The 19,364-nt window shown below is 33.7% G+C and carries 16 protein-coding genes; 3 read left to right on the top strand and 13 right to left on the bottom strand.

Going from position 1 to position 19,364, the window contains the following annotated elements; translation table 11 throughout:
• Positions 1 to 227 precede the first annotated feature (227 nt).
• From lpdA to truA, 3 genes are all read right to left on the bottom strand, one after another.
• Positions 228 to 1,616, bottom strand: a complete 1,389-nt coding sequence (gene lpdA, locus ACFX5F_RS07705; RefSeq protein ID WP_379851487.1) for a dihydrolipoyl dehydrogenase — start codon at positions 1,614 to 1,616, stop codon at positions 228 to 230.
• A gap of 263 nt (positions 1,617 to 1,879) precedes the next feature.
• Complete coding sequence (locus ACFX5F_RS07700) at positions 1,880 to 3,634, bottom strand: ABC transporter ATP-binding protein (protein ID WP_379851485.1); 1,755 nt, start codon at positions 3,632 to 3,634, stop codon at positions 1,880 to 1,882.
• Positions 3,635 to 3,690: 56 nt separating this feature from the next.
• Positions 3,691 to 4,425, bottom strand: a complete 735-nt coding sequence (gene truA, locus ACFX5F_RS07695) for a tRNA pseudouridine(38-40) synthase TruA (RefSeq protein ID WP_379851483.1) — start codon at positions 4,423 to 4,425, stop codon at positions 3,691 to 3,693.
• 221 nt (positions 4,426 to 4,646) lie between these two features.
• Here truA and ACFX5F_RS07690 point away from each other — a divergent pair, with 221 nt between their 5' ends.
• The gene (locus ACFX5F_RS07690; protein ID WP_379851481.1) at positions 4,647 to 5,144 is read left to right on the top strand and encodes a metallophosphoesterase family protein; all 498 of its coding nucleotides are present in this window, start codon (positions 4,647 to 4,649) and stop codon (positions 5,142 to 5,144) included.
• 6 nt (positions 5,145 to 5,150) lie between these two features.
• Here ACFX5F_RS07690 and ACFX5F_RS07685 read toward each other — a convergent pair whose 3' ends face one another.
• The 3 genes from ACFX5F_RS07685 to ACFX5F_RS07675 form a co-directional block, all read right to left on the bottom strand.
• The gene (locus ACFX5F_RS07685) at positions 5,151 to 6,845 is read right to left on the bottom strand and encodes a tetratricopeptide repeat-containing sensor histidine kinase (RefSeq protein WP_379851479.1); all 1,695 of its coding nucleotides are present in this window, start codon (positions 6,843 to 6,845) and stop codon (positions 5,151 to 5,153) included.
• 178 nt (positions 6,846 to 7,023) lie between these two features.
• A complete protein-coding gene (locus tag ACFX5F_RS07680) occupies positions 7,024 to 7,686 on the bottom strand; it encodes a response regulator (protein WP_379851477.1) in 663 nt (220 codons plus the stop codon).
• Positions 7,687 to 7,844: 158 nt separating this feature from the next.
• Positions 7,845 to 8,258, bottom strand: coding sequence for a DUF4293 domain-containing protein (locus ACFX5F_RS07675; protein WP_379851475.1), 414 nt, complete (start codon positions 8,256 to 8,258; stop codon positions 7,845 to 7,847).
• 181 nt (positions 8,259 to 8,439) lie between these two features.
• Between ACFX5F_RS07675 and rho the strand changes: the two genes are divergently transcribed.
• Complete coding sequence (gene rho, locus ACFX5F_RS07670) at positions 8,440 to 10,260, top strand: transcription termination factor Rho (protein ID WP_379851473.1); 1,821 nt, start codon at positions 8,440 to 8,442, stop codon at positions 10,258 to 10,260.
• Between the two features lie 110 nt (positions 10,261 to 10,370).
• Here rho and ACFX5F_RS07665 read toward each other — a convergent pair whose 3' ends face one another.
• From ACFX5F_RS07665 to ACFX5F_RS07655, 3 genes are all read right to left on the bottom strand, one after another.
• Positions 10,371 to 11,624, bottom strand: a complete 1,254-nt coding sequence (locus ACFX5F_RS07665; protein ID WP_379851471.1) for an RsmB/NOP family class I SAM-dependent RNA methyltransferase — start codon at positions 11,622 to 11,624, stop codon at positions 10,371 to 10,373.
• Between the two features lie 141 nt (positions 11,625 to 11,765).
• Positions 11,766 to 13,727: a KUP/HAK/KT family potassium transporter gene (locus tag ACFX5F_RS07660; RefSeq protein ID WP_379851469.1), complete on the bottom strand. Its 1,962-nt coding sequence runs from the start codon at positions 13,725 to 13,727 to the stop codon at positions 11,766 to 11,768.
• A 124-nt stretch (positions 13,728 to 13,851) separates the two neighbouring features.
• On the bottom strand, positions 13,852 to 15,192 hold the full coding sequence (locus ACFX5F_RS07655) for a hypothetical protein (protein WP_379851467.1): 1,341 nt from the start codon (positions 15,190 to 15,192) through the stop codon (positions 13,852 to 13,854).
• A 114-nt stretch (positions 15,193 to 15,306) separates the two neighbouring features.
• Here ACFX5F_RS07655 and ACFX5F_RS07650 point away from each other — a divergent pair, with 114 nt between their 5' ends.
• The gene (locus tag ACFX5F_RS07650; RefSeq protein ID WP_379851465.1) at positions 15,307 to 16,371 is read left to right on the top strand and encodes a sialidase family protein; all 1,065 of its coding nucleotides are present in this window, start codon (positions 15,307 to 15,309) and stop codon (positions 16,369 to 16,371) included.
• Positions 16,372 to 16,432: 61 nt separating this feature from the next.
• On the opposite strand, the gene ACFX5F_RS07645 is transcribed toward ACFX5F_RS07650, so the two are convergent.
• The 4 genes from ACFX5F_RS07645 to ACFX5F_RS07630 form a co-directional block, all read right to left on the bottom strand.
• A complete protein-coding gene (locus tag ACFX5F_RS07645; protein WP_379851463.1) occupies positions 16,433 to 16,894 on the bottom strand; it encodes a sensor of ECF-type sigma factor in 462 nt (153 codons plus the stop codon).
• 30 nt (positions 16,895 to 16,924) lie between these two features.
• The gene (locus ACFX5F_RS07640) at positions 16,925 to 17,338 is read right to left on the bottom strand and encodes a hypothetical protein (protein WP_379851460.1); all 414 of its coding nucleotides are present in this window, start codon (positions 17,336 to 17,338) and stop codon (positions 16,925 to 16,927) included.
• A 33-nt stretch (positions 17,339 to 17,371) separates the two neighbouring features.
• Positions 17,372 to 17,914 carry an RNA polymerase sigma factor gene (locus ACFX5F_RS07635; protein ID WP_379851608.1) on the bottom strand — a complete coding sequence of 181 codons (543 nt, stop codon included), beginning with the start codon at positions 17,912 to 17,914 and terminating at the stop codon, positions 17,372 to 17,374.
• 62 nt (positions 17,915 to 17,976) lie between these two features.
• Positions 17,977 to 19,254: an SRPBCC family protein gene (locus ACFX5F_RS07630; RefSeq protein WP_379851458.1), complete on the bottom strand. Its 1,278-nt coding sequence runs from the start codon at positions 19,252 to 19,254 to the stop codon at positions 17,977 to 17,979.
• Positions 19,255 to 19,364 lie beyond the last annotated feature (110 nt).

Genomic DNA, 19,364 nt, shown 5'->3' with positions numbered 1-19,364 from the left:
ATAATTATAAAAAGAAAATGAACTCCGTATATTTTAACTATTTTGATATATTCAAAGTACGTGATTAGACGAATTTTTTTTGTTACGAAATTATTTAGAAAAGTTTCATAATTAATTGATAATAGGTGTGTAAGGAAAAACCATAAAAAAATCCGACTTGCTTTCGCAAATCGGATTTATATTGTTTTGTGGAGACGCACTGCAGTGCATCTCTACGCGTTTTATGTCTATAAATGGATTACTTCGCCGTAAGCATCAGCCACGGCTTCCATAACAGCTTCACTCATCGTTGGGTGTGGGTGAATTGATTTTAGGATTTCGTGTCCTGTAGTTTCCAGTTTACGCGCTACAACTGCCTCAGCAATCATATCCGTAACTCCGGCACCAATCATGTGACAACCCAACCATTCGCCGTATTTGGCATCAAAGATTACTTTTACAAAACCATCTGGTGTTCCGGCAGCTTTCGCTTTTCCAGAAGCAGAGAATGGGAATTTACCAATCTTTAATTCGTATCCTTTTTCTTTAGCTTGTTTTTCAGTTAAACCAACAGATGCTATTTCAGGAGTAGCATAGGTACAACCAGGTACGTTTCCGTAATCGATAGGTTCTACGTGTAATCCTGCTATTTTTTCCACACAATTGATTCCTTCGGCAGATGCTACGTGGGCTAATGCTTGACCTGGCGTAACATCACCAATTGCGTAATAACCCGGAATATTAGTTTGGCTGAAATCGTTTACTAAAATTTTATCTTTGTCAGTAGCAATACCAACTTCTTCAAGACCAATGTTCTCAATATTGGTTTTGATTCCAACTGCCGAAAGCAAGATTTCTGCTTCCAGAACTACTTCTCCTTTTGCTGTTTTCACAAATGCTTGCACACCTGCTCCAGTTGTGTCAATTCTTTCTACAGAAGAACTGGTCATGATTTTGATTCCCGCTTTTTTCAAAGAACGTTCCATTTGTTTCGAAATGTCTTCGTCTTCAACAGGAACTACATTTGGCATGAATTCAACGATGGTAACATCAGTTCCCATGGAATTATAGAAATGTGCAAATTCTACTCCAATTGCTCCAGAACCTACGATTATCATCGATTTTGGTTGTGTAGCCAAAGTCATTGCTTGACGGTATCCTATTACTTTTACGCCATCTTGTGGCAAGTTAGGCAACTCACGAGCGCGTGCTCCAGTGGCAATGATGATATGGTCTGCTTCATATTCAGTAACTTTTGAATCTTTATCAGTAACATCAATTTTTTTTCCTGGTTTTAGTTTTCCAAAACCATCGATGACGTCAATTTTATTTTTTTTCATCAGGAATTGAACTCCTTTGCTCATTCCGTCTGCAACAGTTCTACTGCGTTGTACTACCGCAGGAAAATCTTTGTCAAATGATGAAACAGTCAATCCGTAATCAGAAGCGTGTTTTAGATAATCAAAAACCTGAGCTGATTTCAGTAATGCTTTTGTTGGGATACAACCCCAGTTTAGGCAAACTCCACCTAAGTTTTCTTTTTCAATTACGGCCACTTTAAAGCCTAATTGTGATGCTCTTATGGCGGTAACATACCCTCCAGGACCACTTCCTAAAACTATAATATCGTATTTCATTTCAAAGTTTTTTATTTGTTTTTTATTGGTAAAATGAATTCGTAAAAACTCATTTCATTATGTGTGTTTTTCTTATTTAATTGATTGGGCGAATTTAAGGATTTATTCTGTTTTGAGAAAGTTTCAAAGTAATAAAGTAATAAACTAACAAATTTTCAGAAATTCACTGTTATTTTAAATGTAATTACTTGAACAACGGCTATGAAGCCTTATCAATTAAAACTTTGTGCTATTTTCACTTAAACAAATAACCGAATTAACAGTTAATTAGCTACCGAAAACTGGGAATCATACAAGTTCTTGTAATACCCACTTTCGCGGTTGATTAATTCCTGATGCGTCCCTTTTTCGACTATTACTCCTTTGTCCATAACTACAATTTTATCAGCATTTACAATGGTTGCAAGACGATGAGCAATAACGATGGAAGTTCTGCCTTCAGTGATAGTTTCGGTGGCTCGTTGAATCAGTTCCTCAGAATACGTATCAATCGATGAAGTGGCTTCATCCAGAATAAGGATACTTGGATTACTCACATAGGCTCTCAAAAACGCAATTAATTGGCGTTGTCCGGATGATAGCATTACACCACGTTCTTTTACGTCAAAATCATAATTATCTGGCAAACTCATGATGAAATCGTGCACCCCAATTTTTTTGGCTGCAGCCAAAACTTGTTCACGAGAAATAGCGGGGTTATTTAATGTGATGTTATTGAAAATAGTATCAGCAAAAAGGAAAACATCCTGCAGAACCACCGCGATTTGATTTCGTAGCGTACTTAAAGTATAATTCTCGATGTTGTGATTGTCAATATAAATAGAACCACTGTTGATTTCGTAAAAACGGTTTAACAAGTTTATAATCGTTGATTTTCCTGCACCCGTAGAACCTACAATGGCAATAGTTTGACCGGCATTTACGTCAAGGTCTATTCCTTTTATTACATCTTCTTCAGGGATATAGCCAAAACGTACATTTTCAAATCTAATATCGCCTTTAAAAAGTGGCGCTTCAATTGTTCCTGTATCCTGAATCTGATCTTCAGTGTCCAAAATATCAAAAACTCGATTGGCGGAAATCATCCCCAGTTGCATCTCGTTAAATTTATCTGCGATTTGGCGCAATGGATTAAAAAGCATTCCTATGAACATCGTATAAGAAAATAAATCTCCAAAAGTGGTAAAATGATCACCGTTTAAGATTTTCATTCCGCCGTATAAAACGATAAAGCCTAACGTTAATGACGAAATAATATCAGCAATTGGAAAGAAAATGGAGTTATAAAGAATCGTTTTTATCCATGCTCTATTGTGTTTTTCATTAATTTCTTTAAATTTTTCGATCTCAATATCTTCCCTGTTAAAGAGTTGGACGATTTTCATTCCCGTCACTCGTTCTTGAACAAAGGAGTTCATATTAGCAATTTGGGTGCGCACTTCCTCAAAAGCGACCTGCATTTTCTTTTGGAAAATTCGGGTGATGAAAACCAGAATTGGCATGGCAACAATCACAATCCAGGTCAAGGTCCAGTTCATGTAAAACATAAAAATAAGAACTACGAGCATTTTCATCAAGTCACTGATAATCATAAATAATCCCTGACTGAAAATTCGTGCAATCGATTCAATATCCGAGACCGAACGTGTTACCAATTGTCCCACAGGAACAAGATCAAAATATTTCATTCTGAAACTTAGAATATGACGAAATAGCTTGGTTCTAATGTCTTTTACAATGTCCTGCCCAAGCCAGTTGGCCCAGTACACAAAGAAAAATTGCGAAAATACTTCCATCAAAAGCACAATTCCCATCAAGATTACATAAAGTAATAATCCGTGCTGATCTTGCGTTTTTATGTAGCCATCGACGGTTTGCTTTAATAAATAAGGACGCAATGCCGCAAATACCGAAAGCGATATGGCAAAAATAATCACGCCATTAAAACGCCATTGGTAAGGTTTGGTGTATTGTAATATTCGTTTGAATAATCGGGTATCAAATGCTTTTGCTTTCATATTTTTTCTTTAAGCCTTATGCTTTAGGCTTTAGGCATAATGCTTAAAGCCTAAAGCTATAAATAATCGTATTCTATTTTGGTTAAATACAAACCATGCGCCGGAACCGAAAAACCAGCTTTATCTCTGTTTTTGCTTTTTATAATAGCGTTAAAATCAGCTAATGTAATCTTGTGCAAACCAATGTTTATTAATGTTCCCACAATGGCGCGAACCATATTTCGCAAGAAACGATTCGCCGAAATGGTAAAAATCAGTATTCCGTTTTCTTGTTTCCAATTGGCTTCAAAAATCGTGCAATCAAATGTGTTCACATCCGTATTTACTTTAGAGAAACATTGGAAGTCGGTGTAGTTAAATAATAACTCAGCAGCTTCATTCATCAAATCTACATCTAACGGCTGATGAAAATACCAACTTTGTTCTTGCGAAAAAGGATCTTTAAAAGTGTTGATGTGGTATTCGTACGTTCTTTTTGTAGCATCAAAACGAGTATGCGCTTCCTCGTGAACTGGAATAATATCATAAACAGCAATGTCCTTTGGCAAGTAGGAGTTGAGTTTGTGTATTAGAGTGGGAATGTCAAAGGAGGGTTCAAAATCAAAATGGGCATACATTTCTTTGGCATGAACGCCAGTATCCGTTCGTCCGGCTCCCATGAGATTAATCTCGGTGTTCAATATGGTAGAGACGGCTTTGTTCATCGTTTCCTGCACTGACGAAGCATTAGGTTGGTATTGCCAGCCATGATAATGGGTTCCGTTGTATGCTAACTTTATAAAATACCTCAAGTCAATTTTTTTGTAGTTACAAAGATACTTATAAATTTTTCTCTCGAAGAGGCAAAGGAGTAATGTTTTTTGGTTTGAAACTTATTTTTTATTTGAAATTGGAATGTTTAATTTTACCACAAAATCTTAGCCCTGATAGCAGTGAAAATCCTTTTCTGTTTTTCCTTGAAAATAGAAAAGATTGTAACGTATAGCAGGAAATAGCTCCAAATAAAACTAGTTTGAAAAAAATCCTCTTGCTTTCCGATACGCACAGTTATATTGACGATACGATTTTGAAATATGTGGCGCAGTCTGACGAAGTTTGGCATGCGGGAGATATTGGCGATTTGGCTGTGACTGACACAATAAAAAAACTAAAACCGTTGCGATGTGTTTATGGCAATATTGATGATGCCAAAGCGCGGTTAGAATTTCCGTTGCACAACCGTTTTATGTGCGAAGGAGTTGACGTGTGGATTACCCATATTGGCGGTTATCCGGGGAAATACAGTCCCAATATTAAAGCGGAGATGGTTGCAAATCCTCCAAAATTATTTATTTGCGGACACTCACATATTCTTAAAGTAATATTCGATAAAAAAAACAATCTCTTACACATGAATCCAGGAGCAGCAGGAAAAAGTGGCTATCACCAAGTGCGTACCATGTTGCGTTTTGTGATTGAAGGCGATAAAATAAAAGATTTAGAGATTATTGAAATCGAAAAAAAGCCGTAATCCATTTTAATGTACGACGGGAACTAAAATAGAAATTGATGTGCCAGAATTTAGTTTTGAATTAATGGTCAAGTTTCCTTGTAAATTATTAATCCGTGACCTGGTTTGGTTAAGTCCAAAACCTTCAATAATTTCGAACTTATCGGTGTCGAAACCTTTTCCGTTGTCATGGATGTGAATGTGGATTGACTCATTATGTTCGCGAATAGTCACCGTACCTTTTTTTGCCTGACTGTGTTTAGTTATATTGTTTAAGAGTTCAGAAACAATAAAATACATTTTCATTTCGAAATCTTCATTGTACCTAATTTTTGTGGGTAGTGTACTGGTATAAATAAAATCTATTGCAGAGTTTGAATTTTTTTCGCATAAATCCTCGAGTGCATAAAATAAACCAAATCGTGCCAAAAGTGTCGGCATAAGCTCGTGAGATAAATCACGTACTTTATCATGTGCTTCTTTTAATAGTACTTTAGTTTTTACTATTTCTTGAGCTGGTGTTTGGTTTTGTGAAGTGAAAACAGTCAAGTGCAATCCTGCGGAAGACAATAAAGCGCTAATATTATCATGTAGAAAGGAGGCGATTTTTTTTCGCTCCGTTTCTTGGCCGTTAATAGAGGCGTTGATGATATTTTCCTGAATTTTACTTTGAATATCTTTAAGTTTATTGTTTTGTTTTAGTCTCGTATTTTGAAAGAAAAAGTAAAATAGAATGATTATCAAGATTAAAGAAGCTATTATTATAACGCTTATTTGTTTATTTTTGTATTGTCGTTCAATCAATACTTGCTGGCTTGTCTGATATTTAGCTTCGATATTATCGATCTCCCTTTTATATTGATCTAATTCGAGATTTATGCCGGCTACATTTACTTTTTTGAGCTTTTCTTCATTATTGAGCTCAGCAGAAATGGTATTGTAAGTAGCAAGGTTTTCATAAGCTTGTTGATACTGACCATTTTTCAATAAAAATTTAGAATACTCAAGATGTGAAAATGACAAATCAGATTTCTCTTGTCCTTTATTTCCTAGTCTAATGGCATTTTTAAAAAAAAGATTTGCTTTTTCACGTTCCATTTTATGACCGTAATACATTCCGTTAAGCATATTTAAAGCTACTATCGTGCTTTCGTCACCATATTTTTTGTGATGTTTATTAATGAATTGTAAATAGGGGTAGCCATTATCAAAACGTCCAATATCAAAATAGGCCCAAGTGATGTTGAGTTTTGTAAAAACGATTTGACTTGAATCCTTTATTTTTGTACTGTATTCAAGAGCTTTTTTATAATAAAAAATTCCTTTTTCATACTGTTTTTTGTCAAAGCAATATATATTTCCCAGATTATTATAGAGCCAATTTCTTAGTTGGTAATTTTTGGTTTTATTAGCGTACACTAGGCCCTTATTATAGTAAAAAAAAGCTTTGTCAAATTCAGACATTTCATCAAAATTTGCCCCAATAGTGTTGTAGATCGTGGCAATTAGATTATCATCTTTAATGGCAATAGCATAATGCAACGCAATTCTGGATTTAACCAGTGATTTTTCGAACTTGTCCTCTTTCATATATTGGCAAGCCTCTTTTGCTAAAAAAGTAATTTTTTCTTTAGAGGGTATTTTTTCTTTAGCCTCTATGCAAGTACTGAAAAGATTCAGTAATAAAAGGAACGAAAAAATGATTCGGTTTTGTTGTGGCATAAAAAGGTATATCTATCTGCAAGTATGTTAATTATGGTTCAACATTCTTATTTTTTTAAATTAAAAATAAATAATTTTTTCTAATAATTCGAATCTGACTTAAAATCCCATAATTATCACATTTTTTTATTTGAAGTGAAAGGTGTTTTTGAAGATAAAAAATAGGTAAAATAAGAGCTCATGATTTGATCAAGTTGTTTTTAAGGGCGTATTTTACTAAGCTGATTGTATTTTTTAGTTTTAGTTTTTTCATTATATTTTTGCGATGGGTTTCTACTGTATTTATACTGATATACAATTGTTCGCTGATTTCTTTACCACTGTATTCTAATGAGATTAATGTAATGATTTCTACTTCTCGTCCCGTCAATAGAGAATTTAGGGTAGGAATTAAATCATTTAATTTTGGATTGTCTTTGGTTACATTATTGAATATTTTTTCTCTTACGATTTCACTGAAATATTCCTCACCTCTATAGACAGCCTGAATCGCTTCGACAATATTTTCTCCTGCACACTGCTTAGTAAGATAGCTGCTTGCACCCAATTTCATAATTTCTTTTATTAACTTCAAATCATCGTAACTGGAGAGAATTATTACTTTGCAGGGGAAACCTTTTTCGGCAAATTCTTTAATGACGGCTATGCCGTCTTTCAGTGGCATGTTTATGTCCAGAATAAGAACGTCAGTTTTATTTTGAATGACTTCGTCAAAAAGGGTAGCGCCATTTAAAGAGAACCCAACCACTTCAAAGTTTGGAATGGTTTGTAGCAACGAGCTAATACCGTGTATTAGTATTTGATGGTCGTCGGCCAGATGGATTCTTATTTTTGGCATCATATATTTTTTGCTATAATCAAATTTATAAAAAAATCATTAACATTTCATTTAATAAGATTTTTATTATTTTTAAAACATAAAGATTTATTATAAGACACAAAAAAACCCGAATTGTTACATTCGGGTTTCCTTCGCACTAATAAACTAAGTTTATAGGTTTACCTCAATCTGTCCACAGATTTTACAAGATCTTCATCCTTCTTGATGGCTTTATTAGCTAAAACTAATAATACGATAGTCAAGATAGGTAGAAACATCCCAATACCTTTCTCCGAAACCACTTGTGTTTCTCCAGATAGATTTAGTGAACGATATACAAACAATCCTAATAAAATCAAATTTAATATGATGTTCAATCTGCCAATAACAAATTGATTTTGTCTTTTTTTATAGGAAACAATGCTTAATACAGAAAGCGTAGTACTTAGCCCCAATATTATAACATAAAATTGGTCTTGCATAAAATAATAATCACTGCCATCCTTCATTGTCCATAGAGGAATAAAAAAAGGTAGTATTCCTGTAACTACGAAAGCAATAAATAAATAGATGGTCTGAATTCTTTGTATCATGATTTCAATTTGTTTTACAAAAATATATTTTTCTTTTTAATAAATACTATTGCATGATTAAATTTTATTCGTATTATTGCATAACAATACCGTAAGCACTTCATACTGCGGTTGATTCAAAATAAAATAGTTTACTACCTATCTTTAGATTTTCCAAATTAATTAAATTCAAAGAACATTCATGTTTGATATTTCTGCATTAAAAGAAATGAAGCTATCTGAGCTTCAAGAAATAGCTAAGTCAGCTAAAACCATAAAGTTTAACGGTGTAAAAAAAGAGACTTTAATTAGTCATATTTTAGAGCATCAGACGGCTAGCGTTGATACAACATTAGAGAAAAATAAGGAAAGCAACGTTGTTTCAATTGTTGATAAAAGGCAAGAAGAGACAGTTGACGATGATAAGCCAAAAAGAGTGCGAATTGTTCCTGTAAAAAAAGTAGCTATTCAAAGAAATCCAACAATTTCTAATTTAGAACTGGAAGATACTTCGAACGAATTTACTGTGCCTGTTGAAGTAAGCACTCCCGAAGCGAATGTTGCGGCAACGGATAGTTCTGAAAGTAGTCTACCAACGGAAACTGAAAATAAAGCGCCTAAAATTGTTAAATTCAGTAAATCAGCTTACGAGAAGAAAATTGCTTTAAAAAAGGATAAAGAAGAAGTAAAGGAAACAGTGAAAGAAACTGAAGGAATTACCGATTCAGCAACTGAGGAAAATAGCGAAGTTCCGGCACCAATAAAAAAGATAAATCCAAATCAATTACATAAGCAGAACCCCAATCAAAATACAAACCCAAACCAAAATACTAACGGAAATGGGAACGGAAATCAAAACCCGAATTTTAAAAACAAGAAAAGTAATTTTAAAGATTCTGATTTTGAATTTGACGGGATTATTGAAAGTGAAGGCGTGTTAGAAATGATGCCTGACGGTTATGGTTTCTTGCGTTCTTCCGATTACAATTATTTGGCTTCGCCAGATGATATTTATTTATCGACATCACAAATTAGATTATTCGGTCTTAAAACTGGAGATACGGTAAAAGGAGTGGTCCGTCCACCAAAAGAGGGGGAGAAATTTTTCCCGCTTGTGAGAGTTTTAAAAATAAACGGACACGATCCTCAAGTAGTTCGTGATAGAGTTTCATTCGAGCATTTAACTCCTGTTTTTCCATCTGAAAAATTCAAATTGGCTGAAAAGCAAAGTACCATCTCGACGCGAATTATCGATTTGTTTTCACCAATTGGTAAAGGTCAACGTGGTATGATCGTGGCACAACCTAAAACAGGTAAAACAATGTTGCTTAAAGACATCGCAAATGCAATTGCAGCGAATCATCCAGAAGTTTATTTAATCGTTTTATTGATAGATGAACGCCCGGAAGAAGTTACTGATATGCAACGCAGTGTTCGTGGGGAAGTAATTGCTTCTACTTTTGACAGAGAGCCACAGGAACATGTGAAAATTGCTAATATTGTTCTAGAAAAAGCGAAACGTTTGGTAGAATGCGGTCACGATGTAGTAATTCTATTGGATTCCATTACGCGTTTAGCCAGAGCTTATAATACAGTACAACCAGCGTCAGGAAAAGTATTAAGTGGAGGTGTGGATGCGAATGCTTTGCAAAAACCAAAACGTTTCTTTGGAGCTGCCCGTAATGTTGAAAATGGAGGTTCATTGAGTATTATTGCAACAGCTTTGACTGAAACAGGATCGAAAATGGATGAAGTTATTTTTGAAGAATTTAAAGGTACAGGAAATATGGAATTGCAATTGGACAGAAAAATTGCAAACAAACGTATATTCCCGGCTATTGATTTAACTTCTTCAAGTACGAGACGCGATGATTTATTATTGGATCAAAAAACATTGCAACGCATGTGGATTATGCGAAAATATCTTTCGGATATGAACCCGGTGGAAGCGATGGATTTTATTAATGACCGTTTCAAGAAAACAAAAAATAATGAAGAGTTTTTGATTTCGATGAATGATTAATAAAAAAGTTTAAAGTTTTCTTTAGTTTAAGGTTATATAAGCATTAAGCTGAAAAATATTCCCATAAAAAAAGTCCTCGATTTCGAGGACTTTTTTTATGGGAATAAATCTTAAACCTTAACTTTTTCAGGTCTTTCAGGTTTTTCGACTGCTTCTTTTCTTTCTAACAAAGCCATATAGAATCCGTCAAAACCAGATTCTGAAGCCAATATTTTTTGATCTTTTATGAAATCAAATTGTTTCCCGATATCTGTAGTTAAGAAACGAGCAATTTGATCTTGGTTTTCTGATGGTAATATAGAACAAGTTGCATACACTAATTTTCCACCCGGTTTTACAATTTTAGAATAACTCTCTAAAACTTCCGATTGTACTTTACGGATATTATCAATGAATTCCGGTTTTAATTTCCATTTAGCGTCTGGATTCCTTTTCAGAACTCCTAAACCACTACAAGGTGCGTCAATTAAAACACGGTCTGCCTTTTCGTGTAATTTTTTGATGATTTTTGTAGAGTCAATGATACGGTATTCAATATTGAAGGCGCCGTCTCTTTTTGCTCTGATTTTTAATTGCTTCAATTTGCTTTCATACAAATCCATAGCGATTAATTGTCCTTTGTTTTCCATCAAAGAAGCAATATGCAATGTTTTTCCTCCCGCACCGGCACACGTATCAACGACACGCATACCTGGTTTTACATCAAGGAAAGCGGCCACTAATTGTGAATTGGCATCTTGTACCTCAAAGAAACCTTGTTTGAAAGCATCGGTCAAGAAAACATTAGCTCTTTCTTTTAACACTAAAGCATCAGGTTGATTTTTTAAGGTTTCCGTTTCAATGTTTAAATCCATTAAAATAGCACGAAGCGCTTCTCTAGTTGTCTTGAGCGTATTAACTCTTAAGATAACCTTTGCAGGCTGATTTTGAGCCGTTATTTCCGTAGCCCAAACCTTTTCGCCTAATTCTTTAACTCCTAATTCATCCATCCAGTCCGGAATAGATTCTTTTAAGGCTCTTACTTTGGATAGTTCGTCAAAACGTCCTTTTATTTTTCTTTCAGGAGTTCCTTCCAGCTGACGCCAATCAGGAATAGGGTAGCCTCTCAAAACCGCCCATACTGAAAACATTCTCCAAAGATTATCTCTGTCAAAAGGTTCTTTTACTTCTGCTATTTCTGCATATAATCTTTTCCAACGCACGATTTCGTAGATGGTTTCGGCAACAAATTTTCTATCGGAACTTCCCCATCTTTTGTCTTTCTTTAAGGACCTTGCTACCACTTTATCAGCATATTCGCCTTCATTAAAAATAGCGTTTAAAGCATCGATGGTAGTATAAACTAAATTTCTGTGTAATCTCATTTTAAATAATTGAGGTGCAAAGGTACTATTAATTGACCGAATGTTATATTTTTAATAATGAATGTTGTTTTTAATTTTTTAATAAAAAAAAGCACTGTTTCTAATACAGTGCTTTTTATGAATTTTATGTAAATAAAATACTTATTTAATTCTAGTTAAACCTATATTTTGAGGTGCATGAAGGACCATTGGGAATTTCTCTACTTTTACAGAGCTACTATCCAGACCAAATGCTCTTTCTTCGGATAAACTTAGTTTTTTAATGAAGAAATAGGAGTTCATAACTATTTTTTCATGCCATCTCAAGTCACTATCATTAGAAAGAAATTTTTCAGATAAAACAAATTTGAAATCACCAATGATGTTGTTTTTATTCAAAGATTCATATCCACTAGTAATGTCTACTTCTCCTTTTTTTACCATATCTCTGATTACCTCTCTAAACATCAAGTTTATTTTTGTAGGTTCTCTGAAGCCCAGATTAAAGTCAATACGATAGATATCATCTTTGACAATTTCTGTTACCCTATATTCTGTTTTGTAAGGCTCTGTTAAGATATTGACGTGTACAAACCAGTAAATATCAGCTCGTTTAGGTCTTTTTTGTAAAATAGAATACATCACTTTTTCTTCTATTTCATCCGCTCTGCCCGCATTTGTCATATAAACAAGATGTGTTGCGTATTTAGGAATAGATAAATCGGTACTTAATTCAATCAATACTTTTTTGTAATCTTCTATTTTTACAATTTTCGTATAATTTTTGTTGATTTTCTTAGCCAAATACCAAATCGTCATAATTGAAATTAGCACTATGGCTATAAAAAGTGTTACGTAGCCACCTTCTGCAAATTTTGTGATATTGGCGATAAGGAAACTGAATTCTATTATTAGGTAGGTTGCAATTACTGGAATAATGAAATACAATTTAACTCTTTTCATTATCAGATAATAATTAAGTAAAATCGTAGTCATTATCATACATAATATAATAGCCAGACCATATGCATGTTCCATATTACTGGATTCTTCAAAATGAAGTACGATACCAACACATCCAAAAAACAATAGCCAGTTTATGGAAGGAATGTAAAGTTGACCTTTTAACTCAGTTGGGTACTTAATTTTTACTTTAGGCCAAAAATTCAAACGCATAGCCTCATTTATTAATGTAAATGATCCGCTAATTAATGCTTGTGAGGCAATTACGGCAGCAAGTGTTGCAATAACAATCCCTATTGGTTGGAACCAATCTGGCATAATAAGATAGAAAGGATTTCCGTTTTTCCCGCCTAATGTAAGTAATGATTGCCCTTCATGATGAATTAAATAAGCCCCTTGTCCAAAATAGTTTAGTACTAATGCCGTTTTTACAAAAATCCAACTTATTCTAATGTTTTTTCGACCGCAGTGACCCATGTCTGAATATAAGGCTTCAGCACCAGTGGTACATAGAAATACAAAACCTAACACAAAAAATCCGTCTGGATGGATAGACAATAAATGATAAGCGTAATATGGGTTTATTGCTTTGAAAACTTCTGTATGCTGCGCAATCTGTATTACTCCAAGAATAGCAAGCATTCCAAACCAAATCATCATCATTGGCGCAAAAAATTTACCAACTAATTTAGTTCCAAACTGTTGGATGGTAAACAATACAAATAGAATTCCAATTACAATTGGTATTGTATTCATTTGGGGGTAGTACGTTCTAATTCCCTCAACAGCAGAAGATACTGAAATTGGGGGTGTAATTATCCCATCGGCCAGTAAGGCACTTCCTCCAATAATTGCTGGTACAATGAGCCATTGAATTTTCGTTTTTTTGACTAGGGCATACAAGGCAAAAATCCCACCTTCCCCATGATTATCAGCACTCAAGGTGATAATCACATACTTGATTGTAGTTTGTAGGGTAAGGGTCCAAAATACGGCTGATATACCTCCTAAAACAATATCTGCATTTATAATATGATCGCCAAGTATAGCTTTCATAACATATAAGGGTGAGGTTCCAATGTCACCGTAAATTATTCCTAAAGAGATTAATAACCCGCCTAATGTCAATTTACTGTGCAAGTCTTTGTGCGATGCGCTCATGTATATTTTTTAAAAAACTCGTCAAATTTACTCTTTTAAAAGATATTAGAGCATTTTATTTAAAAAAAGGCATAAAAAAAAACACGGTCTTTGGAGCCGTGTTTTTGGAATCTAATATTATTTTTTAGGATCTTCTGTTATTGTTCCTTTGAGATGAATTATCTCTTTGAGATTCTGTTCTTTGTGGAGCAGTTTCTCGAGATGAATTGTTTCTGTTTTCAGAATTACCTCTCTGTGATTCTGCTCTTTGCGGTGCAGCTTCACGGGAAGGATTGGATCTGTTTTGAGAATAGTCTCTTTGTTGACCTTGTCTTTGAGGAGTAGCTTCACTGGAAGGATTGGATCTGTTTTGAAAATAGTCTCTTTGTTGACCTTGTCTTTGAGTAGCAGCTTCACTGGAAGGATTGGATCTGTTTTGAGAATAGTCTCTTTGTTGACCTTGTCTTTGAGCAGCAGCTTCACTGGAAGGATTGGATCTGTTTTGAGAATAATCTCTTTGTTGACCTTGTCTTTGAGGAGCAGCTTCACTAGATGGATTCGATCTGTTTTGAGAGTAATCCCTTTGTTGGCCCTGTCTTTGTGCGCCAGCTTCACTGGAAGGATTCGATCTGTTTTGAGAGTAATCCCTTTGTTGACCTTGTCTTTGTGCACCAGCTTCTCTTGAAGGATTGGTTCTGTTTCTAGAATTTACCGTTTCATTTCGGGAACCCACATTTCTGTCACCTCTTCTTTGGTCCAGTTCGTAACGATTTGTTACTTGCGTATTTCTTCGTGAAAAGGCATAGTTTGGATGTTGTCTTTCATAGCCATTAGAACGTCGTGAACTATATAGGTTAATTGCTACATTACTTCTTCGAGAGCTTACGTAATTGTAATTGTTATTCACGTTCAAACAAATATTAATGTTGCTTCTGTATCTGTATATTGGGTATGGATTCCAAGCGTAATAATAGCTAGGGTAGTAATTCCAATTCCAAGTAGAATAATAAGGACGATAGTTAAATGACCAAAAAGAAGCGTAAAAGAAGGGAGTGGTATAATAAACAGGTTCATAAATGTAATTTTCACCATATAGGAATTCATCACCAATGACTTGAACATGAACATTGTTATATCTGTCTTTTTCAACATCAATAGTTGCTACATCCTGATACAAATCTTGGTCAATAACGGATTGTATAATAATAACGTGGGTTCTATTTTCAACGGATTCAATAACCCGTAAATAATCAACTTCATCATCATTATTTAAATCTAAATTTGATATTTGAAGTTTAGGATCATTCAATCGTCTTTCAAAATCTTGAAGATTTCGAGAATCACCAAAAATTGATGCAATAGCTCTTAGATCTAAGTTATCGCTAATTTCTGAATTCATTGCGTTTACTGAAGTCCTGCCTTGCGCTTGTATTTGTGTTGCGAAAACAGTAGTCAATAGACTCAATAGTAGTAGTTTCGTTTTCATAATTAATGGTATTAATTTATTATTTTTTCAATATCCAATTATTGTGCCAATAAATTTAAAGACATATGGTAATACCATATTATATCGTAAATTAGCCTAAATAATTGTATCTAAATGAAGAATTTTTTTTTAACAGTGTTGGCTTTTTTCTGTCTATGGTCTTGTAAGACAGTTAATTATGGGAATAAAAAAAGTATAAATGCTACCTTTCAATCGGTCCAAATTGATACTCTTTTTCAAGATAAAATCAGCATTAGAGCCATAGCGATCGATAAAAATATAGTTTGGTACGCAGCTGATAACTCAAGATTCGGTTTTTTTGATTTGGAAAAAAATAAAAAGACTGAAAGTACCATTGGAAATGATAAATCAAAAGCAGAGTTTAGAAGTATTGCTCAAACGACAAATAATATTTTTATTTTAAATGTTTCCAATCCTGCTTTGCTGTATAAGATTCCTAAAGATGGTTCAAAAGCAAAATTAGTTTATCAAGAAAATAACGAGAAAGTTTTTTACGATAGTATGCAATTTTGGAATGATTCAGAAGGAATTGCTATAGGAGATCCGCTAAGTAATTGTTTCAATATATTAACGACACGAGACGGTGGTAATTCATGGATTAAGATTGTGTGCGATAAATTGCCGCAACTTAGTGAGGGAGAAGCAGCATTTGCGGCAAGTAACACTAATATTGTTGTGAAGGGAAATAGGACATGGATTGTTTCCGGAGGAAAGGAAGCAAGAGTTTTTTATTCGCCAAATAAAGGGAATTCTTGGGAAGTTTTTGAAACGCCAATAATTCAAGGAAAAACAATGACTGGGATTTTTACCGCCGATTTCTATGATTCTCAAAACGGATTTATTGCCGGAGGAAATTATGAATTGCTAAACCAAAATTTCGGAAATAAAGCATCGACAGAAGATGGAGGAAAAACTTGGAATTTACGAGCTGAAAATCAGGGATTCGGGTATGCTTCCTGTGTGCAATATGTACCGGGGAGTAAAAGTAAAGCACTTGTTGTTGTAGGTGCAACAGGGCTCTTTTACTCCGGCGATCGCGGAAATACATGGAAGCAATTATCTAATGATTCCAGTCTTTTCACGATTCGATTTATTGATAATTATACCGCAATAGCAGCAGGTAAAAATAAAATGGTTCGCATCGTTTTTAAGAAATAAAAAAAAACCTACACAAAATAAAATATTTTGTTTAGGTTTTTTTTTAAATCAGCAAAGAAACTTAATCTCTTCTCGGACCTTTATCTCTGTATTGTTGCAAAAGTTTTCTATTGAAATTCTCTTCTGATTTTCGGAGTTTAATGATTTTTGTAGCTGGAATAATTCCTTTCAGTGTTGCAATGAAATTTTTTCGCAAAACGAATAATTCTTCTTCCGTGCTTTCCATTTGATTCAAGAAAGCGCTAGCTTCTTTTTCGGTCATTTTATCTAAAGTTTCGTCATTCATTCTCCTCATGAATGATTTCATTTTTTGATGTCTTAATTCAAATTGTTTATCATCAAAAGTGTTGTAGACAGGCCAAAATTTCTCTGCTTCACTAGAGTTTAATTTTAATTCCGTTGTTAAAAAAGCGATTTTCATAGCTTTAATTTGTTCTTTTTTTTCTCTCATTCCTTCGCCCTGGCCATAAAAAATGGAGGAGATTAATAATAATAGGATTGGAAATAATTTTTTAAGTTTCATTGTTTTATTTTTCAAGTTCAATTTTAATTTTTATTCGATAAGTAAATGTTGCATGTCAGTATCTGTAGTTAGAATGTCTTCAATAACTTGGTCTTCAGTCGAATGTGCCGGCTGCATTTTAATAATATCTTCCGTTTCTAACTCACTAACTAAATCATATTGATTTAAGTTAGATTGGTAGGTCAGATAATTTTCCAAAGTCGTTTGGTCTAATTCTTTTGGAGTTGTTGAAATACCGGTATAAATTGGAATCATTAGTGCGAGTACTAAAAGCGCAGCAACCATCATGATTACCATTTTTCTTTTTTGAAAAATCGAAATCACTTTTGGTTCACTTTCGGGTAATTGCTGTAAAACTTTAGCCGAAAAATGATCAAAATAATGGTCTGGAGTTTTGAATCCTGACTCAATTTTAGGTTCGTTTTCTAATTTAAATTCTTTCATAATACTCATTAGACTTAATTAAATATAAAAGGTTTAATTTACCGTTACAAAAGCTTCTATCTTTTTTACTGCATGGTGATAAGATGCTTTTAAAGCACCGACTGAAGTTCCCAGGATTTCTGAAATTTCTTCATATTTAAGTTCTTCAAAATATTTCATTTTAAAAACTAATTGTTGTTTTTGAGGTAAATTAGCAATTGCTTTTTGTAATTTAAGTTGGATTTCATTTCCGTCAAAAAACACATCTGCTTGTAAATTATCAATAGTTTTATTTTGTAATTCCTCTGATGAAATTCCGTTAATTTTTGATTTCTGATTTAAAAAGGTCAGTGCTTCATTAGTGGCAATACGATACATCCAAGAAAATAATTTACTTTCACCTTTGAAATTTTTTAAATATTGAAAAACTTTCACAAACGTATTTTGCAAGACATCATCTGCATCGTCGTGGTTTAATACAATATTTCGGATATGATTGTATAACGGTCTTTGATATTCTAGCAAGAGTTCTTTAAACGCTTCATTTTGCGTTTTAGGGTTCAATAACTTTTTAATGAATTCCTGTTCTTCTTGCAAGGTTTTTTTTATCTGTTTAGAATAGAATTTATCAAATAGGTTTAATCGAATCAAAAAAATAATTAAAATTCAGAAGGAATCTCTACTTCTTTAACGGGAGGGACGATCTTTTTTGTTTTTGGGACAACCGCATCTTTTTTTGCTTTTGGTGTAACATCGTCTGTTTTAGCTTTTGGTATGGCAACTGCTGTTTTAGTTTTTGGTGCAGTAACGTCAGTATTAGCTTTTGGCGGGACAACATCAGTTTTAGGGGTTAAAACATCAGTCGGATTTGGCACAGCTTCTGCTTTTTTTGTCATAACATTAATTTTATTAGCCACAAGTTTTGGTTTTGTAGGGTAATATATTTCGGTTACCCATTTAGAAGGGCTTTCTATTTCGGTTTTACCGATGGTATAGATTTCAATATGAGATAAAGAAGGATCAGCGACAATTTGTTTTGCATTACGATAGGCTTTGGCTTTATCAAGTGCTTTTATAATGTGTGAATAGTCACCGGTCAAAGTTGTTTTTATAGCTTCATACGCTTCTAATTTTCCCGTTAAGAGGTCGCTTCCAGCACTCGTATATATCTGATTTTTGATTGGAACACAAATGGATATTTTCGTGAGGCCATTTACAAGATCATAAGTATGGTATATTACAAACGGCTTTCCGGCTAAAGGAAGGTTGTTTTTTTTGCAAAAAGTAATTATTTTTGGAGTAACGATTCTGAAATTTTTGATAACTTTTGAAATTTCACTAGTGAACGTTTGATGTAAATAAAAGGTCTCAGGCATTTTTACCAAACCATCAACTTTTACAGCATAGGTGTTTATTTCATAATCCAGCGTTTTATCTAAGTTAGCAAGACTCTTTTCGTACATGCCCCCAATAACTTTATCAACGCCCCCATTAAAAGCGGTGTAAATCTTAAAAAGAAAACTCATTTTACCTGTAGTTTTCCAAGTAACTTTTGTTCCACCAACAGTGTGTTTGAAACTCCAGAACACATTGGAAGAGGTTTCTTCATAATTCATTTTTTGCGCTATACTATCGTTTTCTTTTACAAAAATGGTTTTCATGTTTCCATTACCCTCTTTTCCTTCCCATGAATAAGATGCTCCTTTTCCAACAGTATTTTGCGGATAATTTATTTTTATTTCGGGATCTTGAGCTATCCAAGAACCAAAATTAGCCCAGTTCTTATAATCATTTACATAATTATAAACAGCTGCTTTAGGCGAATTAATAACTTTACTTCGTTCTACTGTATAATCTCCTTTTTGCGTTGCAACAAAAATTGATAATGCTACTAAACTAAGTAAAACTAAAAGAAATAAATATTTTAAAATCTTCATGATATATTGGGGGTTATATCCCGTAAAGTTATAAATTTTATTAATAAACTAAAGGAACTATAAAATAATAATAAAATTGGTAGTCCAATCTGAATCTGGTTTAGGCGCAA

It is taken from the genome of Flavobacterium zhoui (genome assembly GCF_042787235.1).
Taxonomy (GTDB): domain Bacteria; phylum Bacteroidota; class Bacteroidia; order Flavobacteriales; family Flavobacteriaceae; genus Flavobacterium; species Flavobacterium zhoui.
Note: the sequence above shows the minus strand (reverse complement) of the source record. Positions and strands in the feature narration are given on the sequence as shown.

Bases quoted from the DNA above. Each gene is read 5' to 3' on its own strand.
- ACFX5F_RS07630 (WP_379851458.1), bottom strand. From the start codon at position 19,254: ATGAAGATTTTAAAATATTTATTTCTTTTAGTTTTACTTAGTTTAGTA.
- lpdA (WP_379851487.1), bottom strand. From the start codon at position 1,616: ATGAAATACGATATTATAGTTTTAGGAAGTGGTCCTGGAGGGTATGTT.
- ACFX5F_RS07665 (WP_379851471.1), bottom strand. From the start codon at position 11,624: ATGAGATTACACAGAAATTTAGTTTATACTACCATCGATGCTTTAAAC.
- ACFX5F_RS07640 (WP_379851460.1), bottom strand. From the start codon at position 17,338: ATGAAAGAATTTAAATTAGAAAACGAACCTAAAATTGAGTCAGGATTC.
- ACFX5F_RS07650 (WP_379851465.1), top strand. From the start codon at position 15,307: ATGAAGAATTTTTTTTTAACAGTGTTGGCTTTTTTCTGTCTATGGTCT.
- ACFX5F_RS07645 (WP_379851463.1), bottom strand. From the start codon at position 16,894: ATGAAACTTAAAAAATTATTTCCAATCCTATTATTATTAATCTCCTCC.
- rho (WP_379851473.1), top strand. From the start codon at position 8,440: ATGTTTGATATTTCTGCATTAAAAGAAATGAAGCTATCTGAGCTTCAA.
- ACFX5F_RS07700 (WP_379851485.1), bottom strand. From the start codon at position 3,634: ATGAAAGCAAAAGCATTTGATACCCGATTATTCAAACGAATATTACAA.
- ACFX5F_RS07675 (WP_379851475.1), bottom strand. From the start codon at position 8,258: ATGATACAAAGAATTCAGACCATCTATTTATTTATTGCTTTCGTAGTT.
- ACFX5F_RS07685 (WP_379851479.1), bottom strand. From the start codon at position 6,845: ATGCCACAACAAAACCGAATCATTTTTTCGTTCCTTTTATTACTGAAT.
- ACFX5F_RS07680 (WP_379851477.1), bottom strand. From the start codon at position 7,686: ATGATGCCAAAAATAAGAATCCATCTGGCCGACGACCATCAAATACTA.
- ACFX5F_RS07660 (WP_379851469.1), bottom strand. From the start codon at position 13,727: ATGAGCGCATCGCACAAAGACTTGCACAGTAAATTGACATTAGGCGGG.
- ACFX5F_RS07655 (WP_379851467.1), bottom strand. From the start codon at position 15,192: ATGAAAACGAAACTACTACTATTGAGTCTATTGACTACTGTTTTCGCA.